This window comes from Bradyrhizobium sp. SZCCHNS2022, assembly GCF_032377575.1.
GTDB lineage: Bacteria > Pseudomonadota > Alphaproteobacteria > Rhizobiales > Xanthobacteraceae > Bradyrhizobium > Bradyrhizobium aeschynomenes.
On record NZ_JAUHHZ010000001.1, the window covers coordinates 6,764,502 to 6,784,374 of the forward strand.

The following is a 19,873-nucleotide window of genomic DNA, read 5'->3' on the forward strand; positions in this document are numbered from 1 at the left end:
TCCCCTACTTGTTTCCTAGTCAACTGTTTGCAGGCCTTCGAGTCGCTATTCCGGTGCACGTCGAAAACTCGCGCTGGCTTCTTTTCACCCCGCTCATGTAAAAGCCCTTCACATGAGCTGGCGCAAGGAAGAGCGCCGCGCCGAGCGCGGCTATCATCACGGCAACCTGAAGGAGGCGCTGCTGCAGGCGGCGCTCGACCTGATCGCGCAGAAGGGGGCCGCCGGCTTCACCTTCGCCGACGCCGCGCGCATGGCCGGCGTCAGCCCGGCCGCGCCGTACCGGCATTTCCGAGATCGCGACGAATTGCTGTCCAGCATCGCCCAGCGCGGCTTCGAGCAGTTCGAGTCGCAACTGTCGGCGGCGTGGGATGACGGCCGTCCCGATACGGTCACGGCGTTCGAGCGTGTCGGCAAGGCCTATCTCGCCTTCGCCCGTTCGGAGCCGGCATTCTATTCGGCGATGTTCGAATCCGGCGTGCCGGCGGATTCCACGGCGGGTCTCATGGCGGCCGGAGAGCGCGCTTTCGGCGTGATCCGCGCCGCGGCGGAGCGGCTGGCGGCGCTGGCGCCGCCGGGCGTGCCGCGGCCGCCGGCGATGATGATGGCGCTGCACATCTGGTCGATGGCGCACGGCATTGCCTCGCTGTTCGCGCGCGGCGATGCCGCCCGGCGCAAGCTGCCGATGTCGCCGGAGGAGCTGCTGGAAGCCGAGGTGCTGATCTATCTGCGCGGGCTGGGCTTCCCCACCGACCGCCGGCCGGCGCCGGCGTCGGGTGCAGAACCTCCGCCGCTGCCGGAGGACGACAAGCCGGCGGGCCCGTGGGGCCGGCCGAAATAAGGTTCAAGCAAACGCGAAAAATAATTCGGGCGGCGCGTCAGGCGGCCGCCTTGACAAAATCCCGGGTTGGTCTAGCTATGTAAATGTTATTTACATTCACACGGCATGGCGCCGCGAATGGAGAGGGAGATGGCCTACACCGCAGATGTCAATCGATGGCGCGGTTCGGAGGAGGAGCAGAGGTATCGGCCCCGCATGATGGAGTCGCCCTGGCATCCCGGCTGGATCGCCGTGACCGTGCTCGGCTTCATCATTTGGTGGCCGATCGGACTTGCCCTTCTCTTTTTCACACTCGGGAGCAGAAAGATGGCGTGCTGGAACGGCGGTGATCGCTGGTCGAACAAGATGGAGCGGATGCAGTGGAAGATGGACCGCATGCGCGACAAGATGGAGCGCCGCGGCTTCGGCTTCGGGTTCGCGCAGCCGGCCTCGAGCGGCAACCGCGCCTTCGATGAGTACCGCATGGAGACCCTGCGGCGCCTGGAGGAGGAGCAGCAGGAGTTCCGGGACTTCCTGACCCGCCTGCGCCACGCCAAGGACAAGGAAGAGTTCGACGCGTTCATGGCCCAGCACAAGCCGCGCCCGACGCCGCCGAACGACCAGCCGCAGAGCTGATCGCCTGCCGATCCTGACGCCGCAGGGCTTTCAGCCCCGCCCTGACGGCACGAGACGCCCGCTTGCGGTTCCCCGCTGGCGGGCGTTTTGCGTTTGCCCGGGTATCGCCGACCTGCGGCGGCTCGCCGCTGCCTGCACGGCCATGATCCGGCAAGGCCCTGATCACAAAGGCTCTATCTGGCTGGCCCGGCTGGACCTTTGACCTCGGTAGAACTCCGCGGTAACCCCGCCTTAACCCCGGAGGGGGTTTGGTTAAGGGGCGCTTACGGGCGCCGGAGCCCTTGTTTTGACACGTTGGCGGAGGAAGCAGGCCACTTGTGGCTTCGGCGGGCCTCTTAAAGCGATCAGTTCAGGGTTTTCTTGCGTAGGCGCAGTGCGCCGCGACGGCATCCGCCGTGGAACGGCAGATGCATGGTCCCGGGGTGCCCGGGATGGTTGGTTGAGAGGATACTGCGGATGGAAGGCGACTTCTCCCTGATCGCGCTGTTCTGGCAGGCGCATTGGGTCGTGAAGGGCGTGATGCTCGGCCTCATCACCTGTTCGGTCTGGGTGTGGGCGATCGCGATCGACAAGCTGTTCCTCTATTCCCGGACGCGCCGCTCGATGGACCGCTTTGAGCAGGCGTTCTGGTCCGGCGAGTCGATCGAGGAGCTGTATCGGGTGCTCTCGGCCAAGCCGACGCAGTCGATGGCGGCCTGTTTCGTGGCGGCGATGCGCGAGTGGAAGCGCTCGTTCGAGGGCCACGCGCGCTCCTTTGCCGGGCTGCAGATGCGGATCGAGAAGGTGATGAACGTCTCGATCGCCCGCGAGGTCGAGCGGCTGGAGCGCCGGCTCCTCGTGCTGGCCACGGTCGGTTCCGCCGGCCCCTTCGTCGGCCTGTTCGGCACCGTCTGGGGCATCATGACGAGCTTCCAGGCCATCGCCGGCTCGAAGAACACGTCGCTGGCCGTGGTCGCGCCGGGCATCGCGGAGGCGCTGTTCGCCACCGCCATCGGCCTGATCGCGGCCATTCCGGCGACGATTTTCTACAACAAGTTCTCTTCCGAGGTGAACCGGCAGGCGCAGCGGCTGGAAGGCTTCGCGGATGAATTTTCGGCCATCCTGTCCCGTCAGATCGACGAGCGGGGATGAGGGCAGGTATAGTGGCGTCGTGATCGTGAGCACCAGAACATGGGCATGAGCATGGGAAGCGCGTCCGGCGGCGGTGGTCGCCGCGGTCGGCGCAAGGCACCGGTGATGTCGGAGATCAACGTCACGCCGATGGTCGACGTCATGCTGGTGCTGCTGATCATCTTCATGGTCGCGGCGCCCCTGCTCACCGTGAACATCCAGGTCGACCTGCCGCAGGCGCAGGGTGGTTCGGCGTCGACCGCCGATGCCAAGCCGCCGCTCGAGGTCACCGTGAAGAAGACCGGCGGCGGTTGCGCCTCCAAGGTCGACGTCTATCTCGGCGAGACCCCGATTGCGATCGGCGAGCTCGGACCCAAGATCAAGGCGATGAAGGACGCCGGCGCCGGCGGCGCCGACAACGTCGTCAAGATCCGTGGCGACCGCGATGCCTGCTATTCCGACATGATGAAGGTGCTGGGCCTGGCGCGCGACGCCGGCTATCGCGCCAGCATCGTCGTGCTGCCGGAACAGGGCTCATGACGGCGAAAGACCTCATCCGGTTCGCTCGTACGCGCAAGGGCACGGTCCTCTCCGTGGCCTTGCACGTGCTCGTGCTGGGCTGGGGTCTGTTCAGCTTCTCCGCGCGCTCGATGGTGGCGCCGCCGGAGGATCTGGTGCCGGTCGACGTGATCTCGGAGGACAATACGTCCAAGGCCAAGGCCGGCGCGCTGACCGGCAAGAAGGAGGTCGCCAAGCTCCTGGCCGACAAGATCGGTGAGAAGAAGCCGACCGAAGACATCGTCGGCAAGGTTGATCCGAAGCCGGTCACCGAGACTGACGCCGCGCCGACGCCGCAGCCCAAGCCGGAAAAGCCGGTCGAGAAGAAACCCGACCCGCCGAAGCCGGTCGAGAAGCAGCCGGACACGCCCAAGCCGGTGGCCGAGAAGAAGCCGGAGCCGCCCAAGCCCGCGCCCGCCGAGAAGCCGAAGCCCGAGGAGAAGAAGCCTGACCCGTTCAATCCGGATCAGATCGCCAGCGTGCTGAACAAGGACAAGCCGAAGCAGCCGCCGAAGCCGCAGCAGACCGCGGCCGCCACGCCGGAGCCGCCGAAGCACAAGAGCGAACGCAAGTTCGACGCCGAGAAGATGGCGAGCCTGATCAATCAGAAGGATCCGACGCGGCAGGCGGTGACGGGAACGGAGCTCAATGCGAATGCGGCGCTCGGCTCGACGCGTGGCATGGCCGACAACAACATCGCGAGCTGGAGCGGGGCGTTCCAGACCGCGGTGCGACGTTGTTTCGGCTTTCCCTATAACGGTCAGGATGCGGACCTGTATGAGGCCGACATCGACATTCCGATGCGACTTGACGGAACTGTCGCGGGCGAGCCGAAGATTGTCGCAGTACGGGGACCGTCTCGGACGGTCGCCATGGCGATGGCTGAGAGCGCGAGGCGCGCCATCATCCAATGTCAGACTTACTCCTTCCTTCCAAAAGGCCAGTATGAATCGTGGAAGCTGATTCAGCTCCAGTTTGGTCTGAAAGATGCACGATGATTTCGAAATTCGGCTCCAAGGTTCCCATGCACTCAATTGCTAGAGTATCACGCCGCGGCTTCATCGCGGGTGCCGGCACGGCTGCAGCAGCTCTCGGATGGTCGGCTGCGCTGGCGCAGGACAAACGTCTGCGCATCGATCCAACCGATTTCAAGCCGATCCCGATCGCGATTCCGCCCTTCGTGCCGGGCGGTCCCGGAGATGCCGACGTCGCCAACGGCATCTCGCAGGTCATCACCAACAATCTCAAGCGCAGCGGCTACTTTGCGCCGCTCGATCCCGCCGCGTTCGCCGAGCGCATCACCAATTTCGATCAGGTGCCGCAGTTCGCGAGCTGGAAGCCGCTCAGCGTCCAGGGGCTGCTGACCGGCCGCGCCACCCGCCAGGGCGATGGACGGCTGAAGGCCGAGTTCAGGCTGTGGGACGTCAATTCGGGGCAGCAGTCGGCAGCCCAGCAATACGTCACCGCGCCGGAATATTGGCGGCGGATCGCCCACATCATCTCGGACCAGATCTACACCACCCTGCTCGGCGAGAAGGGCTATTTCGACAGCCGCGTCGTCTTCGTCGACGAGAGCGGGCCCTCGGATCGCCGCGTCAAGCGGCTGGCGCTGATGGACCAGGACGGCGCCAATGTGCGCTATCTGACGCGCGGCGCCGACCTCGTGCTGACGCCGCGCTTCTCGCCGTCGAGCCAGGAAATCACCTATATGGAGTTCGGGCAGGGCGACCCGAAGGTCTATCTGTTCAACATCGAGACCGGCCAGCGCGAGATCGTCGGCAATTTTCCGGGCATGTCGTTCTCGCCGCGCTTCTCGCCGGATGGCCAGCGCATCATCCTGAGCCTGCAGCAGGGCGGCAATTCCAATCTGTTCGTGATGGACCTGCGCTCGCGCACCACGACCCGCCTGACCGACACGCCGGCGATCGACACCTCGCCGTGCTACTCGCCCGACGGCAGCCAGATCTGCTTCGAGAGCGATCGCGGCGGCAAGCCGCAGATCTACGTGATGTCGGCCAGTGGCGGCGGCGCGCAGCGCATCTCGTTCGGCGAGGGCAGCTACTCGACGCCGGTGTGGTCGCCGCGCGGCGACTACATCGCCTTCACCAAGCAGGGCGGCGGCCAGTTCGCAATCGGCATCATGAAGACCGACGGCTCGGGCGAGCGCATCCTCACCTCCGGCTTCCACAATGAGGGCCCGACCTTCGCGCCCAACGGCCGCGTGCTGATGTTCTTCCGTGATCCCGGCGGTACCGCCGGCCCGTCCCTCTACACCATCGACGTCTCCGGTCGCTTCGAGCAGAAGGTGCCGACGCCGGGCTACGCGTCGGATCCAGCGTGGTCGCCGCTATTGTCGTAACCCGAAGGCGGGCCCGCTCCGGCGTGCTCACGCTTCGGTGGACATGATTTTTCGAGTCGCGCGATGCGTGTTGTTGGAAAAATTGGAACCATTCGTTGCAGGAACTGGGTAGGGTTTGCCTAGTTTGCTGAATTTTCGGCGGTTTTTGTGTGCTCCTGCGCTGCGGCAACGCTCCGCTAACGATGTTCCCTCAGAAAGACTTCACCTGCGAACGGTAATGTTTGCGCACCGAACAGGACGCGTGCGCACGAATGCAGCTTGCTAGTCAAAACGGAGAAGACGATCGAAAGTTGTCGCCTGCGATCCAGGCGGCTCTCGTCGACTCTCTCTTCCAGGATCCCGGCCCGATGTTTGCCGGCGCACTCTGCGCCGCCATCGCCGCCGTCATGACCGCCGTCAAGAGCGGTGATGCCAACCTATGGCCCTGCGCGGTCATACTCATCGTCGTCGGCGCGCTCCGCTCGCTCGACATGCGCTATTACCGCCATCTGTGCGATGCCGGGCGGCTCACCCAGGAAGCCGTGGCGCGCTGGGAGATCCGCTATCAGATCGGCGCGATGCTCTATGCGGTCGTGCTCGGGGTATGGTGCGTCGTCGCTGTCGCCGACAATGGTGATCCGGTCGTCCACCTGATCGCGATCTCGGTCACGCTCTGCTACATGTCCGCCGGCGCCGGCCGCACCTATGGCCGGCCCTGGATCTTTCACGTCCAGATCCTGCTCGCCTGCGGGCCGCTTGCGCTGGCGCTCGCGCTGCACGGCAGTCCCTATTACATGGGGATGGCGGCGTTCTGCGTACTGTTCTTCCTGTCGCTGAAGCACATCTCGACCAATCTGCAGCGCATCTTCGTGCAGGCCTTCGTGGCGCGCGAAGGCGAGGCTGCGCTGGCCAAGCAGTTCGACACGGCGCTGAACAACATGCCGCACGGTCTGTGCATGTTCCGCCCGGACGGACGCCTCGCGGTGATGAACCATCGCTTCGGCCAGATGATGGGCCTGCCGGAGGACACGCTGCAGCGTGACGGCAAGGCGGCCGACATCATCAATGCCTGCGTCATCTCCGGGACGATCTCGGCCTCGAGCGGCCGGATGATTCTGTCCGAGATCGAGAACACCAAGACGCACAACATCATCACCAGCGACCCCGACGTGGTGCGCGACCGCTCGCTGTCCTGGACCTTCCAGCCGATGGCGGATGGCGGCGCAGTGGTCCTGCTCGAGGACATCACCGAGCGGCAGAATGCCGAGGCGAGGATCTCGCACCTGGCGCGCTATGACGAGCTCACGACCTTGCCGAACCGGGTCAGCTTCCGTGACGAGATCGAGCGCCTGCTCAAGATTCCGCAACGCCATGGCGAGTTGTCGGCACTGCTGTTCGTCGATCTCGATCGCTTCAAGCAGGTCAACGACACGCTCGGCCATCCCTGCGGCGACCAGCTGCTCTGCGCCGTCTCCGAGCGGCTGCGCGACATGCTCAGGCCTGAGGATTTCGTCGCGCGCTTCGGCGGCGACGAGTTCGTCGTGTTCCAGCGCAACATCCGTTCCAACGACGACGCCGCCGTGCTGGCGCGGCGCATCGTCGATCAGCTGAGCGAACGCTACAAGATCGACAATCACCTGGTCGAGATCGGCGCCAGCGTCGGCATCGCCATGACGGCGCCGGGGATCAGCGCCGACACGCTGCTCAAGAACGCCGACATGGCGCTCTACCGGGCGAAGGCGGAGGGACGGGGCACCTTCTGCTTCTTCCGCGACGAGCTCGCCCAGACCGTCGAAGCGCGCCGCATCCTCGAGCTCGACCTGCGCAAGGCGCTGGCCAATGAGGAGTTCGAGCTGTTCTATCAGCCGCTGGTCAATCTCAAATCCGGCAAGATCTCGACCTGCGAGGCGCTGTTGCGCTGGAACCATCCGGTGCGCGGCACGGTGTCGCCGGTCGACATCATCCCGGTTGCCGAGGACATGGGCCTGATCGTCGATCTCGGCCGCTGGATCCTGCGCAAGGCCTGCCTGGAATGCATGAAGTGGCCGGAGGCGGTGAGCGTCGCGGTCAACTTCTCCCCGCAGCAGTTCCATCAGCGCGACGTGCTGAGCGAGGTGCGCTACGCCCTCGAAGTGTCGGGCCTGCCGCCGCACCGCCTGGAGATCGAGATCACCGAATCCTCCTTGTTGCGCAACACGCAGCTGACCCACGACGTGCTGTCGCAGCTGCACATGCTCGGCGTCAGGATCTCGCTCGACGACTTCGGCACCGGCTATTCGAGCCTCAGCTATCTGCACAACTTCCCGCTGGAGAAGGTCAAGATCGACCGCTCGTTCCTCGAGGGCATCGACAGTGACCGGCCGCTTACGCTGCTGCGCGGCGTCGCCCGGCTGTCGGCTGATCTCGGTATGTCGGTCGTCGTCGAAGGCATCGAGACCAACGAGCAGCTGGAGCTGATCAGCGTCGACGGCACCGTCACTGAAGCTCAGGGCTATCTGTTCAGCCGCCCGGTGCCCGCAGTGCGCATTCGTCAGCTCCTGAACGCCTCTCACGGGCGGCGATCCGCGGATGAGCCGATCCCGGCCCTTGCCGCCACGCGCTCGATCGCCTGATCTGCCCTGAGCTCAGGGCATGGCTGCGGCTGCAGCCATGCAGGACAACCGCACGTCGTATCATGCGAGGGCAGCGGGCGCGTATGCCAAGCGAATTCGTTTCGTATTGATACGCAGCTGATCTGAAGCGATCCTCTCCCGTCATGTCGCTCCCCCCGTAAGTCACGGTTGCGGCACCGGGATTCTACGTGCCGTTAACTGTGTACCGCCGAAAGCTTTGCATCCGAATTAACGCGCTGTTAATCTCACAACTGCTCGCAGGAGTTGTGTGAAAAGGGGTTGCGAATGAAGTCGGCGGCTAGAGTGACTGCCGTTGCTGATCAGAAGTTGGATGCGCTCGAGAACGTGGACTATCGGCTGGCTCTGACTGCTGAGGACAAGGACGAGATCTATCGGCTGCGCTACCGGGCCTATCTGCGCGAAGGCGCCATCCTCCCCTCGGCCAGCGAGCGCGTCACCGACGAGTACGATGATCTCCCCAACAGCTTCATCTTCGGCGTCTACGTCAATGGCGAGCTCTACAGCTCGATCCGCATCAGCGTGCTGAATTCGCAGTGGCGCAAGTCGTTGTCGTCGGACATGTTCGCCGACCTGCTGCATCCCGAGCTCGATCGCGGCAAGGTGATCATCGACCCGACGCGGTTCGTCGCCGACTATGAGAAGGCCCGGCTGTTTCCGGCGCTTCCTTACGTGACGGTGCGGCTCGGCTACGTCGCCTGCGCTCATTTCCACGCGGACATCGGCCTCGCCAACGTGCGGCCGGAACATCGTGCCTTCTACAAGAAGGTGTTCCTGCAGGAACCCTGGGGTGAGCCGCGGCTCTACTCCGGCCTGACCAAGCCGGTCGGCCTCGTGGCGGCGCACTATCCCAGGATCCGCGACCGTGTGTTCCAGCGCTTCCCGTTCATGCGCTCCAGCGCCTTCGAACGGCGGATGCTGTTCGATCGTCCGACGCCGGACGCCTTCTCTGATTCGTTTCGCATTCAGCCGGTCGCCAAAGCCGGCTGACCACGTCTGATTTGACCAAGACGGCGCCGATCGTTCCCAAGATGAACGGGCGCAGGGGCGGGCGCGCAGCCCGTTTCGCGGCTTTGACGCAAAAATCAGCGAAAAAGCGCCGTGCTGCAGGCGCGCGGCCGCTTGCCTTCACCCTGGCGCCACATTTACAACCCATTAACCATCGCGGTCGCTTTTTCGGGTTTCGTTAGCATTTGACGGGGTTCGGCAAGACCCCATCAAGGTTGACGGAACGTTCGCTTAACCATCGCCCTGTAGACCGGATGGCAGTCTAAGAACGTGAGCGTGGAGGCTCCCGGAATGAAATATCAGATGCGTATCCTCCAGGGATTGAAGTTGGCCGCCGTGCTCGCGGTCGCGCTGTCGATGGGCGCGTGCGCCAACAAGAATCTCACCGGGGCAGATGGTGCGATGGCAAGCGCTGCGACTCCAGGCAGCCAGCAGGATTTCGTCGTGAACGTCGGCGATCGCGTCTTCTTCGAGAGCGACCAGACCGATCTGACGCCGCAGGCGATCGCGACCCTGGAAAAGCAGGCGCAGTGGCTGCAGAGCTATCCGCGCTACAGCTTCACGATCGAAGGCCACGCCGATGAGCGCGGCACCCGCGAGTACAACATTGCGCTCGGCGCGCGCCGCGCGCAGTCGGTCCGCAATTTCCTGGCCTCGCGCGGCATCGATCAGGGGCGGATGCGCACCATCTCCTACGGCAAGGAGCGGCCGGTCGCGGTCTGTAACGACATCTCGTGCTGGTCGCAGAACCGGCGCGCGGTCACCGTGCTGAACGCCAGTTCATAAAGCTGAACGGATTGTTTGCTGACGAAGCCGGCGTCGCCACCGACGCCGGCTTCGTTGTTTTGTCTTCATTGTTTTGTCTTCGCTCGAACGTCATTTGTCTGTATGGCCGTTCTGACGTAGAGCCTCGCGTTCAGGGTTATTATTTCCAACGTCTCGCCGATCCGGTTGTCAGGGCAACATGTCGTTCATGTTTCTTTCCAGGAGCGTCGCCGCGGTTCTCGCAGCGCTCGTCGTTTTCTCGTGCCAGGCCTTGTCGTCGCGGGCGCTCGCCCAGGTCGACGACGACCCTGAGATCCGCATTCAGCGGCTCGAAAACCAGCTCCGGCAACTGACCGGGCAGAACGAGGAGCTGCAATATCGCAACCGCCAGCTCGAGGAGCGGCTGCGGCAGCTGCAGAGCGGGGCCCAGCCAACCGCGCCTGCACCCCAGCCAAGCGCGGCAGCGCCGCCAACCCAGCTCTCTCCCGGCTACGGGCAGCCGGCTCAGCCCGCCTATGGCCAGCCGCAATACGGTCAACAGCAGCAGGCCTATCCGCAGCAGCAGCCAGGCTATGCGCCGCCGCAGGCCGCGGCTCCCGCACCGATCGCCCAGGACCCGCCAGCCGCAGGCGTCGGCGTCCGCCGCCGCGGTGATGCGTTCGACCCCACTCAGAACCCGGCTGCGCCGGGCGCACCGCAGGCGCTCGGCGGCGGCCCGCTGCCGATCCAGCCCGGCGGCGGCCAGCCCGTCGGTCGTCCCGCCGCCGACCCCGCAATGTCCGCCAACACCGCAGGTGGCCGCTATCCGCAGGGCGCGCCGGTCGCTGCGCCGGGCGCCGGCGGCCTCGAGACCGCGCCGCCGCGGCAGACGCCGCGCGACGAATACGATCTCGGCATCGGCTACATGCAGCGCCGCGACTATGCGCTGGCCGAGCAGACCATGCGCAATTTCACCCAGAAATATCCCAACGATCCGATGATCGGCGACGCGCAATACTGGCTTGGCGAGAGCTTGTACCAGCGCCAGCAATACCGCGATGCCGCCGAGATCTTCCTCGCCGTAACGACCAAGCACGACAAGTCGTCGAAGGCGGCGGACGCGCTGCTGCGGCTCGGTCAGTCGCTGGCGGCCCTGAAGGAGAAGGAGGCGGCCTGCGCCGCGTTCGGCGAGGTGACACGCAAATATCCGCGCGCGTCGGCCGGCGTGAAGAGCACGGTCGACCGCGAGCAGAAGCGGGTGAAGTGCTGACGGCGACCTCGCGCGGCGGTGCCATCCGGAGCGTCGACCGGCGGGCATGTCCGCCGCTGCCGGAGTTTGTTGTTCCGGCGTCCCGCGCCTAATGTCCGCTGCCATGGCAGCAAGCAAGACCGCGCAGGACCAAGCTTCCGAGGACGGCGATCCGATCTCCGCAGCCGAAGCCGAGCGCCTGTTCGCACCGCTCGCCACTGCGCCAGCGCTCGTGCTTGCCGTCTCCGGCGGGCCCGATTCGATGGCGCTGATGTGGCTGGCGGCGCGATGGCGCGAAGCGCGGACCGACGGCCCGCGTCTTGTCGCGGTCACGGTGGACCATGGTCTGCGCCCCGAGGCGCGGCGGGAAGCGCAGATGGTCAAGCAGATCGCGCGGCAGCTCGGGATGGCGCATCGGACGTTGCGCTGGAGGGATGAGAAGCCGGCGGCCGGAATTCCCGAAGCGGCGCGCCGGGCGAGATACCGCCTGCTGGCAGCGGCGGCGCGCCGGGCCGGCGCCAGCCATGTCGTCACGGCCCACACACGCGATGACCAGGCAGAGACCGTGCTGATGCGGCTGCTGCGCGGCAGCGGCATCGCCGGGCTCGCGGCCATGGCGGCGATCAGCGAGCGCGACGGCATGCTCCTGGCGCGGCCGTTGCTCGCGCTGCCCAAGGCCCGCCTCGTGGCGACGCTTCGCTCCGCCGGCGTCCTGTTTGCCGACGATCCGACCAATCGCGACCTCGCGTATACGCGGCCCCGTCTGCGGGCGCTGATGCCGGCTCTGGCTGCCGAGGGTGGCGATGCGCGGACGCTGGCGACGCTCGCCGCCCGCCTCGGCCGCGCCAATGCCGCGATCGAGCTCATGGTCGATGGCGCCGAGAAGCACGTCACGCTGCTCGGGGCTGGCGCCCGCGCCGGCGGGCCGGATCAGGGACAGATGTTCGAGCCGCGCGCCTTTGTCGCACTCCCGGCGGAAATCAGGCTGCGCCTGCTGATGCGCGCCATCAATCGGGTGGGAACCGAAGGTCCAGTGGAACTCGGCAAGGCGGAAGCCCTGCTCGATCGCCTGGACCGGACTCTTGCGGGGACCGGAGGCGGTGGTACGCCGACGTCGGGCAGGCTAAAACAGACGCTGGCAGGTGCGCTGGTAAGCACGACGCGCGATGCGATCCGGATCACTCCCGCGCCGCCTCGGCGACCGCGCGGGACCTCGGGCGGACGATAGGTTTCGCGGACCCTTAACCACCTGCCTCGGCGGCGCTTTCCCGCGCCATTTTTTAAGCGGGAATCGGGCTAGGATGCGTTAAATAGTCCTGTCTGGTTCCCTTGGCATTGGTGCGAGTGGTACCTAGATTACGAAGCGGTCGACCGGGGGATTCCCTCGTGGCTACCCAGGGATGAGTCCGAGGATAGACGGCCGCGATCCGCGCGACCACGAAGGAAAATCGATGAACGCCAATCTGCGCAATTTCGCCCTTTGGGTCATTATTGTCCTGTTGCTGTTGGCGCTGTTCACACTGTTTCAGAATCCGGGGCAACGTGCGTCCTCGACCGACATCAACTTCTCGCAGCTGCTGACCGAGGTTGATCAAGGCAACGTGCGCGACGTCGTGATTCAGGGGCCGGAGATTCACGGCACCTTCAAGAACGGCTCGTCGTTCCAGACCTACGCGCCGAGCGATCCGAATCTCGTCAAGCGTCTGTACGACGCCAAGGTCAACATCCAGGCCAAGCCGCCGGGCGACAACGTGCCGTGGTTCGTGTCGCTGCTGGTCTCCTGGCTGCCGTTCATCGCGCTGATCGGCGTCTGGATCTTCCTGTCGCGGCAGATGCAGGGCGGCGCCGGCAAGGCGATGGGCTTCGGCAAGTCGCGGGCGAAGATGCTGACCGAGGCGCATGGCCGTGTGACGTTCGAGGACGTCGCGGGCGTGGACGAGGCCAAGCAGGATTTGCAGGAGATCGTCGAATTCCTGCGCGACCCCGGCAAGTTTCAGCGGCTCGGCGGCCGCATCCCGCGCGGCGTGCTGCTGGTCGGCCCTCCCGGCACCGGCAAGACGCTGATCGCGCGCGCCGTCGCCGGCGAAGCCAACGTGCCGTTCTTCACCATCTCGGGCTCGGACTTCGTCGAGATGTTCGTCGGCGTCGGTGCCAGCCGCGTCCGCGACATGTTCGAGCAGGCCAAGAAGAACGCGCCCTGCATCATCTTCATTGACGAAATCGACGCCGTCGGCCGTCATCGCGGCGCCGGCCTCGGCGGCGGCAATGACGAGCGTGAGCAGACCCTCAACCAGCTGCTGGTCGAGATGGACGGCTTCGAGGCCAATGAGGGCGTGATCCTGATCGCCGCCACCAACCGGCCCGACGTGCTCGACCCGGCCCTGATGCGTCCCGGCCGCTTCGACCGCCAGGTCGTGGTGTCCAACCCGGACATCATGGGTCGCGAACAGATCCTGAAGGTCCATGTCCGCAAGGTGCCGCTGGCGCCGGATGTCAACCTCAAGACGATCGCGCGCGGCACGCCCGGCTTCTCGGGCGCCGACCTGATGAACCTCGTCAACGAAGCCGCGCTGACCGCCGCCCGCCGCAACAAGCGGATGGTGACGCAGGCCGAGTTCGAGGAGGCCAAGGACAAGGTGCTGATGGGCGCCGAGCGCCGCTCGATGGTCATGACCGAGGAAGAGAAGATGCTGACCGCCTATCACGAGGCGGGCCATGCGATCGTCGGCCTCAATGTCCCGAGCCACGACCCGATCCACAAGGCGACCATCATTCCGCGCGGCCGTGCGCTCGGCATGGTGCAGTCGCTGCCCGAGGCCGACCGTCACTCGCATACCCGCGAATGGTGCGTGTCGAAGCTCGCGATGATGTTCGGCGGCCGCGAGGCCGAGGTGCAGAAGTTCGGCGCGGAGAAGGTGACGAACGGCGCCACCGGCGACATCCAGCAGGCCACCAACCTCGCCCGGGCGATGGTGATGGAATGGGGCATGTCCGACAAGCTCGGCCGCGTCCGCTACCAGAGCAATGAGCAGGAGGTATTCCTGGGTCATTCGGTGGCGCGCTCGACCAACATTTCGGACGATACGGCGCGCCTGATCGACTCCGAGATCCGCGGCCTGATCGAGGCCGGCGAGCTCGAGGCACGGCGGATCATCACCGAGAAGCGCGAAGATTGGGAGACCATCGCCCAGGCGCTGCTCGAATACGAGACGCTGACCGGCGAGGAGATCCTCGATCTGCTCAAGGGCAAGAAGCCGAACCGCGAGTCGGCGATTGAGCCGTCGACCCCGCGTGCCTCGGCCGTGCCGCCGGCCGGCAAGCCACGTCCGCGGCCCGATCCGGATCCCGGCCTGGAGCCGCAGCCCCAGGCATAGGACGGGGCAGGGGATCAGCTTCCCTCGCGGTGCAAGATCAACGAGAACCAAGCGATGGCCCGGCTACAGCCGGGCTTTTCGTTGTCTGCGGATGGATGGCATGTTCAACCATCCGGCGAAGGGTGTCGCTTGCTGGTCAGGGCTTGTCGAACCAGGCCTTCCATTGCGGAACGGCGGTCGCGAACGTGCCGCGATGACTGGTCGGTCCGGTCGACACCGCCTCTACCTTGGTGTTGCCCGCGCCGATCGCCTGCTGGTAGGTCATCGCCAATCGGCCGAGGCCGGTCGAGATCGCCTCGTCGGTCTCGCCATAATAGTTGCGCACCGGCGTCTTGATGATCCAGCGATAGGCCTGGGTCTGCGCGACCAGGCGGCCATAGGCCGACGCCGCGAAATATTGCGCGTCGAAATACTCCGGCTTCAGCAGCTTGTGCAGATCGGTCGGGACATCGGCGACGTTGAAGGGCTCGCGCATATAGGCCTTGCGGGCGACCTCGTAATAGGTGTCGCTGATCACCGAGCGCGCCAGGCCCGGCACGGCGTAGTAGTTCTCGAAGGCGAACGCCGACAGGATGAACAGCGAGTTGACCCAGGAGGCGTCGTTGCTGCGCGGGAAGCTGAGGAAGCCGTTGAGTGCGACGAACACGTCCACCGGCGCGCTTGCCGTCGCCGCCGCTGCGACCGGCACGCCGGCGCTTTCGAGCTTCTCCAGATAGGCCATGGTCACGAAGCCGCCCTGCGACCAGCCGGCGATCGACAGTCTGGTGGCCGTCAGGTGCATATCGTTCAGCACGGCCCGGCTTGCGCGCAGCATGTCATAGGTCGCCTGCTGATGGCTGCCCTTGACCATGTAGCCTTCCGGCTCGCTCGAGGTCCCCATGCCGAAATAGTCGGCGCCGATCACCAGATAGCCCTGGCCCGCGAACTGCGCGATCATCAACTGCGTCTCGGGTGACTGCTCCGGGAACGAGGGCACCTCCTGTTTGCCGTAAACCGTGCCGTGCTGATACGACACCATCGGCAGACTCGTGTCGCTGATCTCGGGCACGGCCAGCAGTCCCGTCGCGCTGATCGGCTTGTTGCCGCGTTCGGGGACGACGGACGCGTAGGTCACGCGGTAGAGCCGGACGGCGTTGCGGGCCGGGGTGTAGCTGACCGTGATGCCGGCGAATTTCGGCGTGTCCACGGTCAGGATCTTGTTCAGCCGCTCCACGTCCCAGCGCGCCAGGTACTCGTAGGAGACATCTGACGTGACGCGTACCGCGGCCTTGTCCTGGGCGGAGCCTGCCGCCGGCCAGGCCAGGCAGAGCGCGAGGGCGATGATGATTCGAAGCATGGGCTTGAGAACTCCTGCGTGGCCGACCGTCAGTTGCGCCGGAGCTCTTTGCTACAGAGCGCGCGTAAATAATCGGTACGGCCGGCATCGTCCGCGTCTGCCAGGGCAAGCCCCGCTTAAGCCTTCTTCAAGCCTCCAGGCCTATGTCTCGACGGGAAATGCGCCCGGGTTGGCGCGGGCGAGGGTCAGATGGCCGACGATTTGGATGCCGCCGCGATCTCATCGCAGCGTCGTGCTGTTCCGGCGAGCCTGTTTGCCGTGTGCTTCGCGCTCGCCTGCATCAATGCGGCCTTCTTCCCCTCCGGGCTGCTGTCCGGCATCTGGATCTGGGGTGCGGACGGGCTCGGCATCCCCACCGATTTCGTCAACGTCTGGGCGGCCGGCAAGCTCGCCCTGCAGGGCCAGCCGGCGCTGGCGTGGGATTGGGACGTGCAGCGGCAGATCGAGCTCGATCTCCTGCGGCAGGATTTCCCGGGCTACTTCGCCTGGCACTACCCGCCGCCATTCCTGTTCGTCGCGGCGTTTCTGGCGCAGTTTCCCTACATCGTCGCGTTCGCCGGCTGGGCCTATGCGAGCTTCATTCCGTATGCGCTGGTCATGCGCGCGATCGTCGGCCGCGGCTTCGGCCTCGTGCTCGCGGCCGGCTTTCCGGCGCTGTTCTCCAACACCCTGGTGGGTCAGAACGGCTGTCTGACTGCGGCTCTCGTCGGCGGCACGCTGTATTGGCTGCCAGTGCGGCCGGTGCTGGCTGGCATCTGCCTCGGGCTTCTGACCTACAAGCCGCAATACGGTCTGCTGTTTCCGGTTGTGCTGATCGCCACGCAGCGCTGGACCGCCTTCGTCTCGGCGAGCGTGACCGCCATGGTGCTGGCGCTCGCGTCGTGGCTGGCGTTCGGGCTCGAGAGCTGGCAGGCCTTCATCCACTGGATGCCGGTGTTCTCGCAGGCCTTCCTGACCGAGGGCAAGGCGACCTGGTGGAAGCTGCAGAGCCTGTTCTCGCTGGTACGCTATTTCGGTGGCTCGGAGGCGCTCGGCTGGGCCTTCCAATGGGTGCTGACGGCTGCGGTCGCGGTGGTGCTGGTGATGCTGTGGCGCAGCCCGGTGCGCTACTCGCTGAAGGCGGCGGCGCTCGCCGTCGGGCTGCTGCTGACCACCCCCTATCTGTTCATGTACGACATGATGGTGCAGGCGATCGCGGTGGCGTGGCTGGTGCGGATCGGGCTCGGCGAAGGATTCCGTCGCTACGAGCTGCCCGTGCTCGGCTGCATCGCGGCGCTCCAGATCACCTTCATGCTCACCGGCATTCCCCTCGGCCTGGTCGCCAATTTGATGACGGGCGCCCTGGTGCTGGCCAGGGCCGGAACATGGTGGCGGCGGCAGCCGCTGCCTTCAGAGACCGTGCTCGCTGCGGCCTGACCGTGCCGCTGCCGTAGCGGAGGGGCATGATTCCCCTTGTCTTCTTTCCTGAACAAGTGTTCAGTTCTTCTGAGCCATTTGCGAGGATGGATCCTCCAAAAACACTGAACCAGCGTTCGCCGGGCGTTTCCTGGACGAACGCGTCCGGGACGAGAAACGCCATGGTCTACCGGCGAACCCATCAGGTCGTGAAGCGGCTGGCGGCCCGCCGCAGCGCGATTCTCGCCGCTGCCCGCGAAGCCGCGGCCGAAGGGGGCATGTCGGCCGTTCAGATCGCCCCCGTCGCGGTCCGCGCCAACGTCGCTGCCGGAACCGTCTACCGGTATTTTCCCTCCAAGGCCGATCTGATCTCCGAGCTGATCGCCGAGGTCTCGCGTGACGAGCTGACGGCGGTCCGGCGTGCCGCCGACGCGGCGCCTGGTCCGTCCTCGGCGCTGGCCGCGGCGGTCTCCACGGTCGCCGTCCACGTCCTGTCCCAGCGCAAGCTCGCCTGGGGCATTCTGGCCGAGCCGGTCGACGTCGACGTGACGGCGTCGCGCATCGCCAGCCGCCGCGAGATCGTCGGCGAGATCGCCTCGCGCATCGACGCGGCCGTCCGTGCCGGCCATCTTCCGGCGCAGGACACTCAGCTGGCGGCGACTGCACTGCTCGGCGCGCTGCACGAGGCCCTGGTCGGGCCGCTCGCGACCGACACGCTGGACGATCCCGCCAAGCTCCGGGACACCGTGCAGGCGGTCACCTTGCTGGCGCTGCGCGCGGTCGGTGTGATGGATGCCCGCGCCCGCGGCCTCGTGGTGCAGGCCGTGCTGCCGGTCAAGAGCCTGGTCGGCGCCTGAAGCATGATCCGGAAAACTGCGCAGCGGTTTTCCGAAAACATCATGCGCAAACGACAATCTGGAGCGCGATGACGATTCGCCCTGATCTCATCGCGCTTTAGCGCCGCGGCCGGCTGCGCTTAAGCAAGGATTCACGCCTCGCCGCCATGGTCGGGGGCGGCGCCGGGACGGCTGCCGCGGCTGCAATCCCAGGCGCATCTCACGACCGATGTCGATCGCACGCAAACAACTGGCGATGCCGCTCGTGATCGCCGGATCGGCGGGCGCCGGTGCCCTCTATGCCTATGTCGCCGGCGAGGACATCAACTGGGATTGGCAGAACTACCACGAGTATGCGGGGGTCGCGCTCGTCCAAGGCCGCTTCGATGTCGACGCCGCGCCCGGCGGCTTTCAGAGCTTCCTCAATCCGCTGATCTACCTGCTGCCCTATCTGCTCCGCCACGGACTGCCGGCGCCGTGGTGGGGATTGGCCCTCGGCGCGCTGCACGGGCTGAATCTCGCGCTCATCTGGTGGATCACGCGGGTGCTGCTCGGACGGACCGCCGATGCCGTCACGATCGCCGCGGCCGTGACCATTGCAGCTTTCAGTCCCATGGCCCTGTCCGAGGTCGGCACCAGCTTCGCCGACATCCTGACCGCGATCCCGATCCTTGCCGGGGTCGGGCTGATATTCAGCGATGACGACGAGCGTGGCCGGCGCTTCGTGCTGGCGGGACTGCTGATCGGCGCCGCCACCGGGCTGAAGCTCACCAACGCCACCTTGTTGATCGGCGCCGGAGTGTCGCTACTGCTGGTCGCCAGGCCGTTGCGCGCCATCCTCGGCTTTGCCGCGGGCAGCGCGCTCGCCGGCATCGTCACGGCCGGGCCGTGGGCGCTGAAGATGGCGCGCGATTTCGGCAGTCCGCTCTATCCGTTCTACAATTCGATCTTCCGCTCGCCGGACGCGCCGCTGGGCTCGATCGCGGATACGCGCTTCATGCCGCAAGGCGTGCTCGATGCGCTTGCCTATCCGTTCTACTGGGCGATCGGCCGGCACCCCTCGTCGGAATCGCCGTTCCGCGATCCGCGCTTTGCCGTCGTCATCCTGCTGCTGATGGCGGTCATCGTCACCGGCCTGTGGCAAAGGCGCGAGGTGCTGTCGCTGCGCGACCGGCGCTTCATCGTCTTCGGCTGGGTCAGCTATGCCCTGTGGATGCAGGCGTTCTCGATCCAGCGCTATCTGATTCCGCTCGAGCTGTTGGCGGCGCCGCTGATCGTGCTGCTGCTGACGCGCCTGATCGATGCATGGCGTGAACGGGGCGCGCCGGAGGGGCCGTCGCGAGGCGTGCAAGCCGTCACCGTCGCCAGCGCGCTGGCCATTGCGCTCGCCTCGCAGCCCAGCGACTGGACGCGCAGGCCGTGGTCCGATCCGTATCAGCCGCGGCTTGCGGCGGCCCTGCAGCGGCCGGCGGCGTTCCTGATGCTGCACAAGCCGCTCGGCTACCTCGTCCCGCTGCTGCCGGCCGGCTCGCGCTTCTATCAGCTGTCGGAGATCGTGGTCCCGATCGTCCCGGGAGGTGTGCTCGACCGCCGCATCCGCAGCGGCCTGTCCGAGCCGCTGCCCGGCGGCATCTGGGCCTTGTACTTCGCCAACAGCCGGGCGGACTATCCGCCGCGGCTCGAGCTGCTGGCCGACTACGATCTCAGGATCGACGAGTCCCGCCGTTGTGAGCACATTCCAGGCGTCGACGGCACCGACATCATGGCCTGTCCGGTCGTGCCCGGCGCGATCTCTGCGGCGCCGACTGCAGGCCTGAAGCCGGGCAGCAGGGCCGACTGATC

Annotated in this window: 16 protein-coding genes; 15 read left to right on the forward strand and 1 reads right to left on the reverse strand. The window is 66.0% G+C overall.

Features of this window, described 5'->3' with window-relative positions; all coding sequences use genetic code 11:
• Positions 1–112: 112 nt before the first annotated feature.
• The 12 genes from QXZ94_RS30240 (at position 113) to ftsH (ending at position 14,464) form a co-directional block, all read left to right on the forward strand.
• Positions 113–838, forward strand: coding sequence for a TetR/AcrR family transcriptional regulator (locus QXZ94_RS30240; protein ID WP_315724593.1), 726 nt, complete (start codon positions 113–115; stop codon positions 836–838).
• 129 nt (positions 839–967) lie between these two features.
• Complete coding sequence (locus QXZ94_RS30245; RefSeq protein ID WP_172184993.1) at positions 968–1,453, forward strand: DUF2852 domain-containing protein; 486 nt, start codon at positions 968–970, stop codon at positions 1,451–1,453.
• A 456-nt stretch (positions 1,454–1,909) separates the two neighbouring features.
• Positions 1,910–2,584 (forward strand): protein TolQ, encoded by a 675-nt coding sequence (tolQ, locus tag QXZ94_RS30250; protein WP_050886856.1) that lies wholly within the window; start codon positions 1,910–1,912, stop codon positions 2,582–2,584.
• 39 nt (positions 2,585–2,623) lie between these two features.
• Positions 2,624–3,103, forward strand: coding sequence for an ExbD/TolR family protein (locus QXZ94_RS30255; protein WP_172109961.1), 480 nt, complete (start codon positions 2,624–2,626; stop codon positions 3,101–3,103).
• Positions 3,100–4,119 (forward strand): protein TolA, encoded by a 1,020-nt coding sequence (locus QXZ94_RS30260; protein WP_315724598.1) that lies wholly within the window; start codon positions 3,100–3,102, stop codon positions 4,117–4,119. The genes QXZ94_RS30255 and QXZ94_RS30260 overlap by 4 nt, the downstream gene beginning before the upstream one ends.
• Positions 4,120–4,145: 26 nt before the next feature.
• The gene (tolB, locus tag QXZ94_RS30265; protein ID WP_409998776.1) at positions 4,146–5,480 is read left to right on the forward strand and encodes a Tol-Pal system beta propeller repeat protein TolB; all 1,335 of its coding nucleotides are present in this window, start codon (positions 4,146–4,148) and stop codon (positions 5,478–5,480) included.
• Between the two features lie 251 nt (positions 5,481–5,731).
• Positions 5,732–8,071, forward strand: coding sequence for a putative bifunctional diguanylate cyclase/phosphodiesterase (locus tag QXZ94_RS30270; protein WP_315724602.1), 2,340 nt, complete (start codon positions 5,732–5,734; stop codon positions 8,069–8,071).
• 285 nt (positions 8,072–8,356) lie between these two features.
• Positions 8,357–9,079 (forward strand): N-acyl amino acid synthase FeeM domain-containing protein, encoded by a 723-nt coding sequence (locus tag QXZ94_RS30275; RefSeq protein WP_315724604.1) that lies wholly within the window; start codon positions 8,357–8,359, stop codon positions 9,077–9,079.
• 309 nt (positions 9,080–9,388) lie between these two features.
• Positions 9,389–9,883, forward strand: a complete 495-nt coding sequence (gene pal / locus QXZ94_RS30280; protein WP_172133860.1) for a peptidoglycan-associated lipoprotein Pal — start codon at positions 9,389–9,391, stop codon at positions 9,881–9,883.
• A 187-nt stretch (positions 9,884–10,070) separates the two neighbouring features.
• A complete protein-coding gene (ybgF, locus tag QXZ94_RS30285) occupies positions 10,071–11,111 on the forward strand; it encodes a tol-pal system protein YbgF (protein WP_315726621.1) in 1,041 nt (346 codons plus the stop codon).
• Positions 11,112–11,214: 103 nt separating this feature from the next.
• The gene (gene tilS, locus QXZ94_RS30290; RefSeq protein WP_315726622.1) at positions 11,215–12,318 is read left to right on the forward strand and encodes a tRNA lysidine(34) synthetase TilS; all 1,104 of its coding nucleotides are present in this window, start codon (positions 11,215–11,217) and stop codon (positions 12,316–12,318) included.
• Between the two features lie 223 nt (positions 12,319–12,541).
• The gene (gene ftsH, locus QXZ94_RS30295; protein ID WP_315724606.1) at positions 12,542–14,464 is read left to right on the forward strand and encodes an ATP-dependent zinc metalloprotease FtsH; all 1,923 of its coding nucleotides are present in this window, start codon (positions 12,542–12,544) and stop codon (positions 14,462–14,464) included.
• Between the two features lie 136 nt (positions 14,465–14,600).
• Here ftsH and QXZ94_RS30300 read toward each other — a convergent pair whose 3' ends face one another.
• Entirely contained in the window at positions 14,601–15,800 is a 1,200-nt protein-coding gene (locus QXZ94_RS30300) for an alpha/beta hydrolase family protein (RefSeq protein ID WP_315724608.1), read from the reverse strand.
• A 189-nt stretch (positions 15,801–15,989) separates the two neighbouring features.
• On the opposite strand from QXZ94_RS30300, the gene QXZ94_RS30305 reads away from it, so the two are divergent.
• The 3 genes from QXZ94_RS30305 (at position 15,990) to QXZ94_RS30315 (ending at position 19,871) form a co-directional block, all read left to right on the forward strand.
• On the forward strand, positions 15,990–17,216 hold the full coding sequence (locus tag QXZ94_RS30305) for a glycosyltransferase family 87 protein (RefSeq protein WP_315724610.1): 1,227 nt from the start codon (positions 15,990–15,992) through the stop codon (positions 17,214–17,216).
• Positions 17,217–17,377: 161 nt separating this feature from the next.
• Positions 17,378–18,052 carry a TetR/AcrR family transcriptional regulator gene (locus tag QXZ94_RS30310; RefSeq protein ID WP_006612221.1) on the forward strand — a complete coding sequence of 225 codons (675 nt, stop codon included), beginning with the start codon at positions 17,378–17,380 and terminating at the stop codon, positions 18,050–18,052.
• Positions 18,053–18,260: 208 nt separating this feature from the next.
• The gene (locus QXZ94_RS30315; protein ID WP_315724612.1) at positions 18,261–19,871 is read left to right on the forward strand and encodes a glycosyltransferase family 87 protein; all 1,611 of its coding nucleotides are present in this window, start codon (positions 18,261–18,263) and stop codon (positions 19,869–19,871) included.
• Positions 19,872–19,873: the final 2 nt, after the last annotated feature.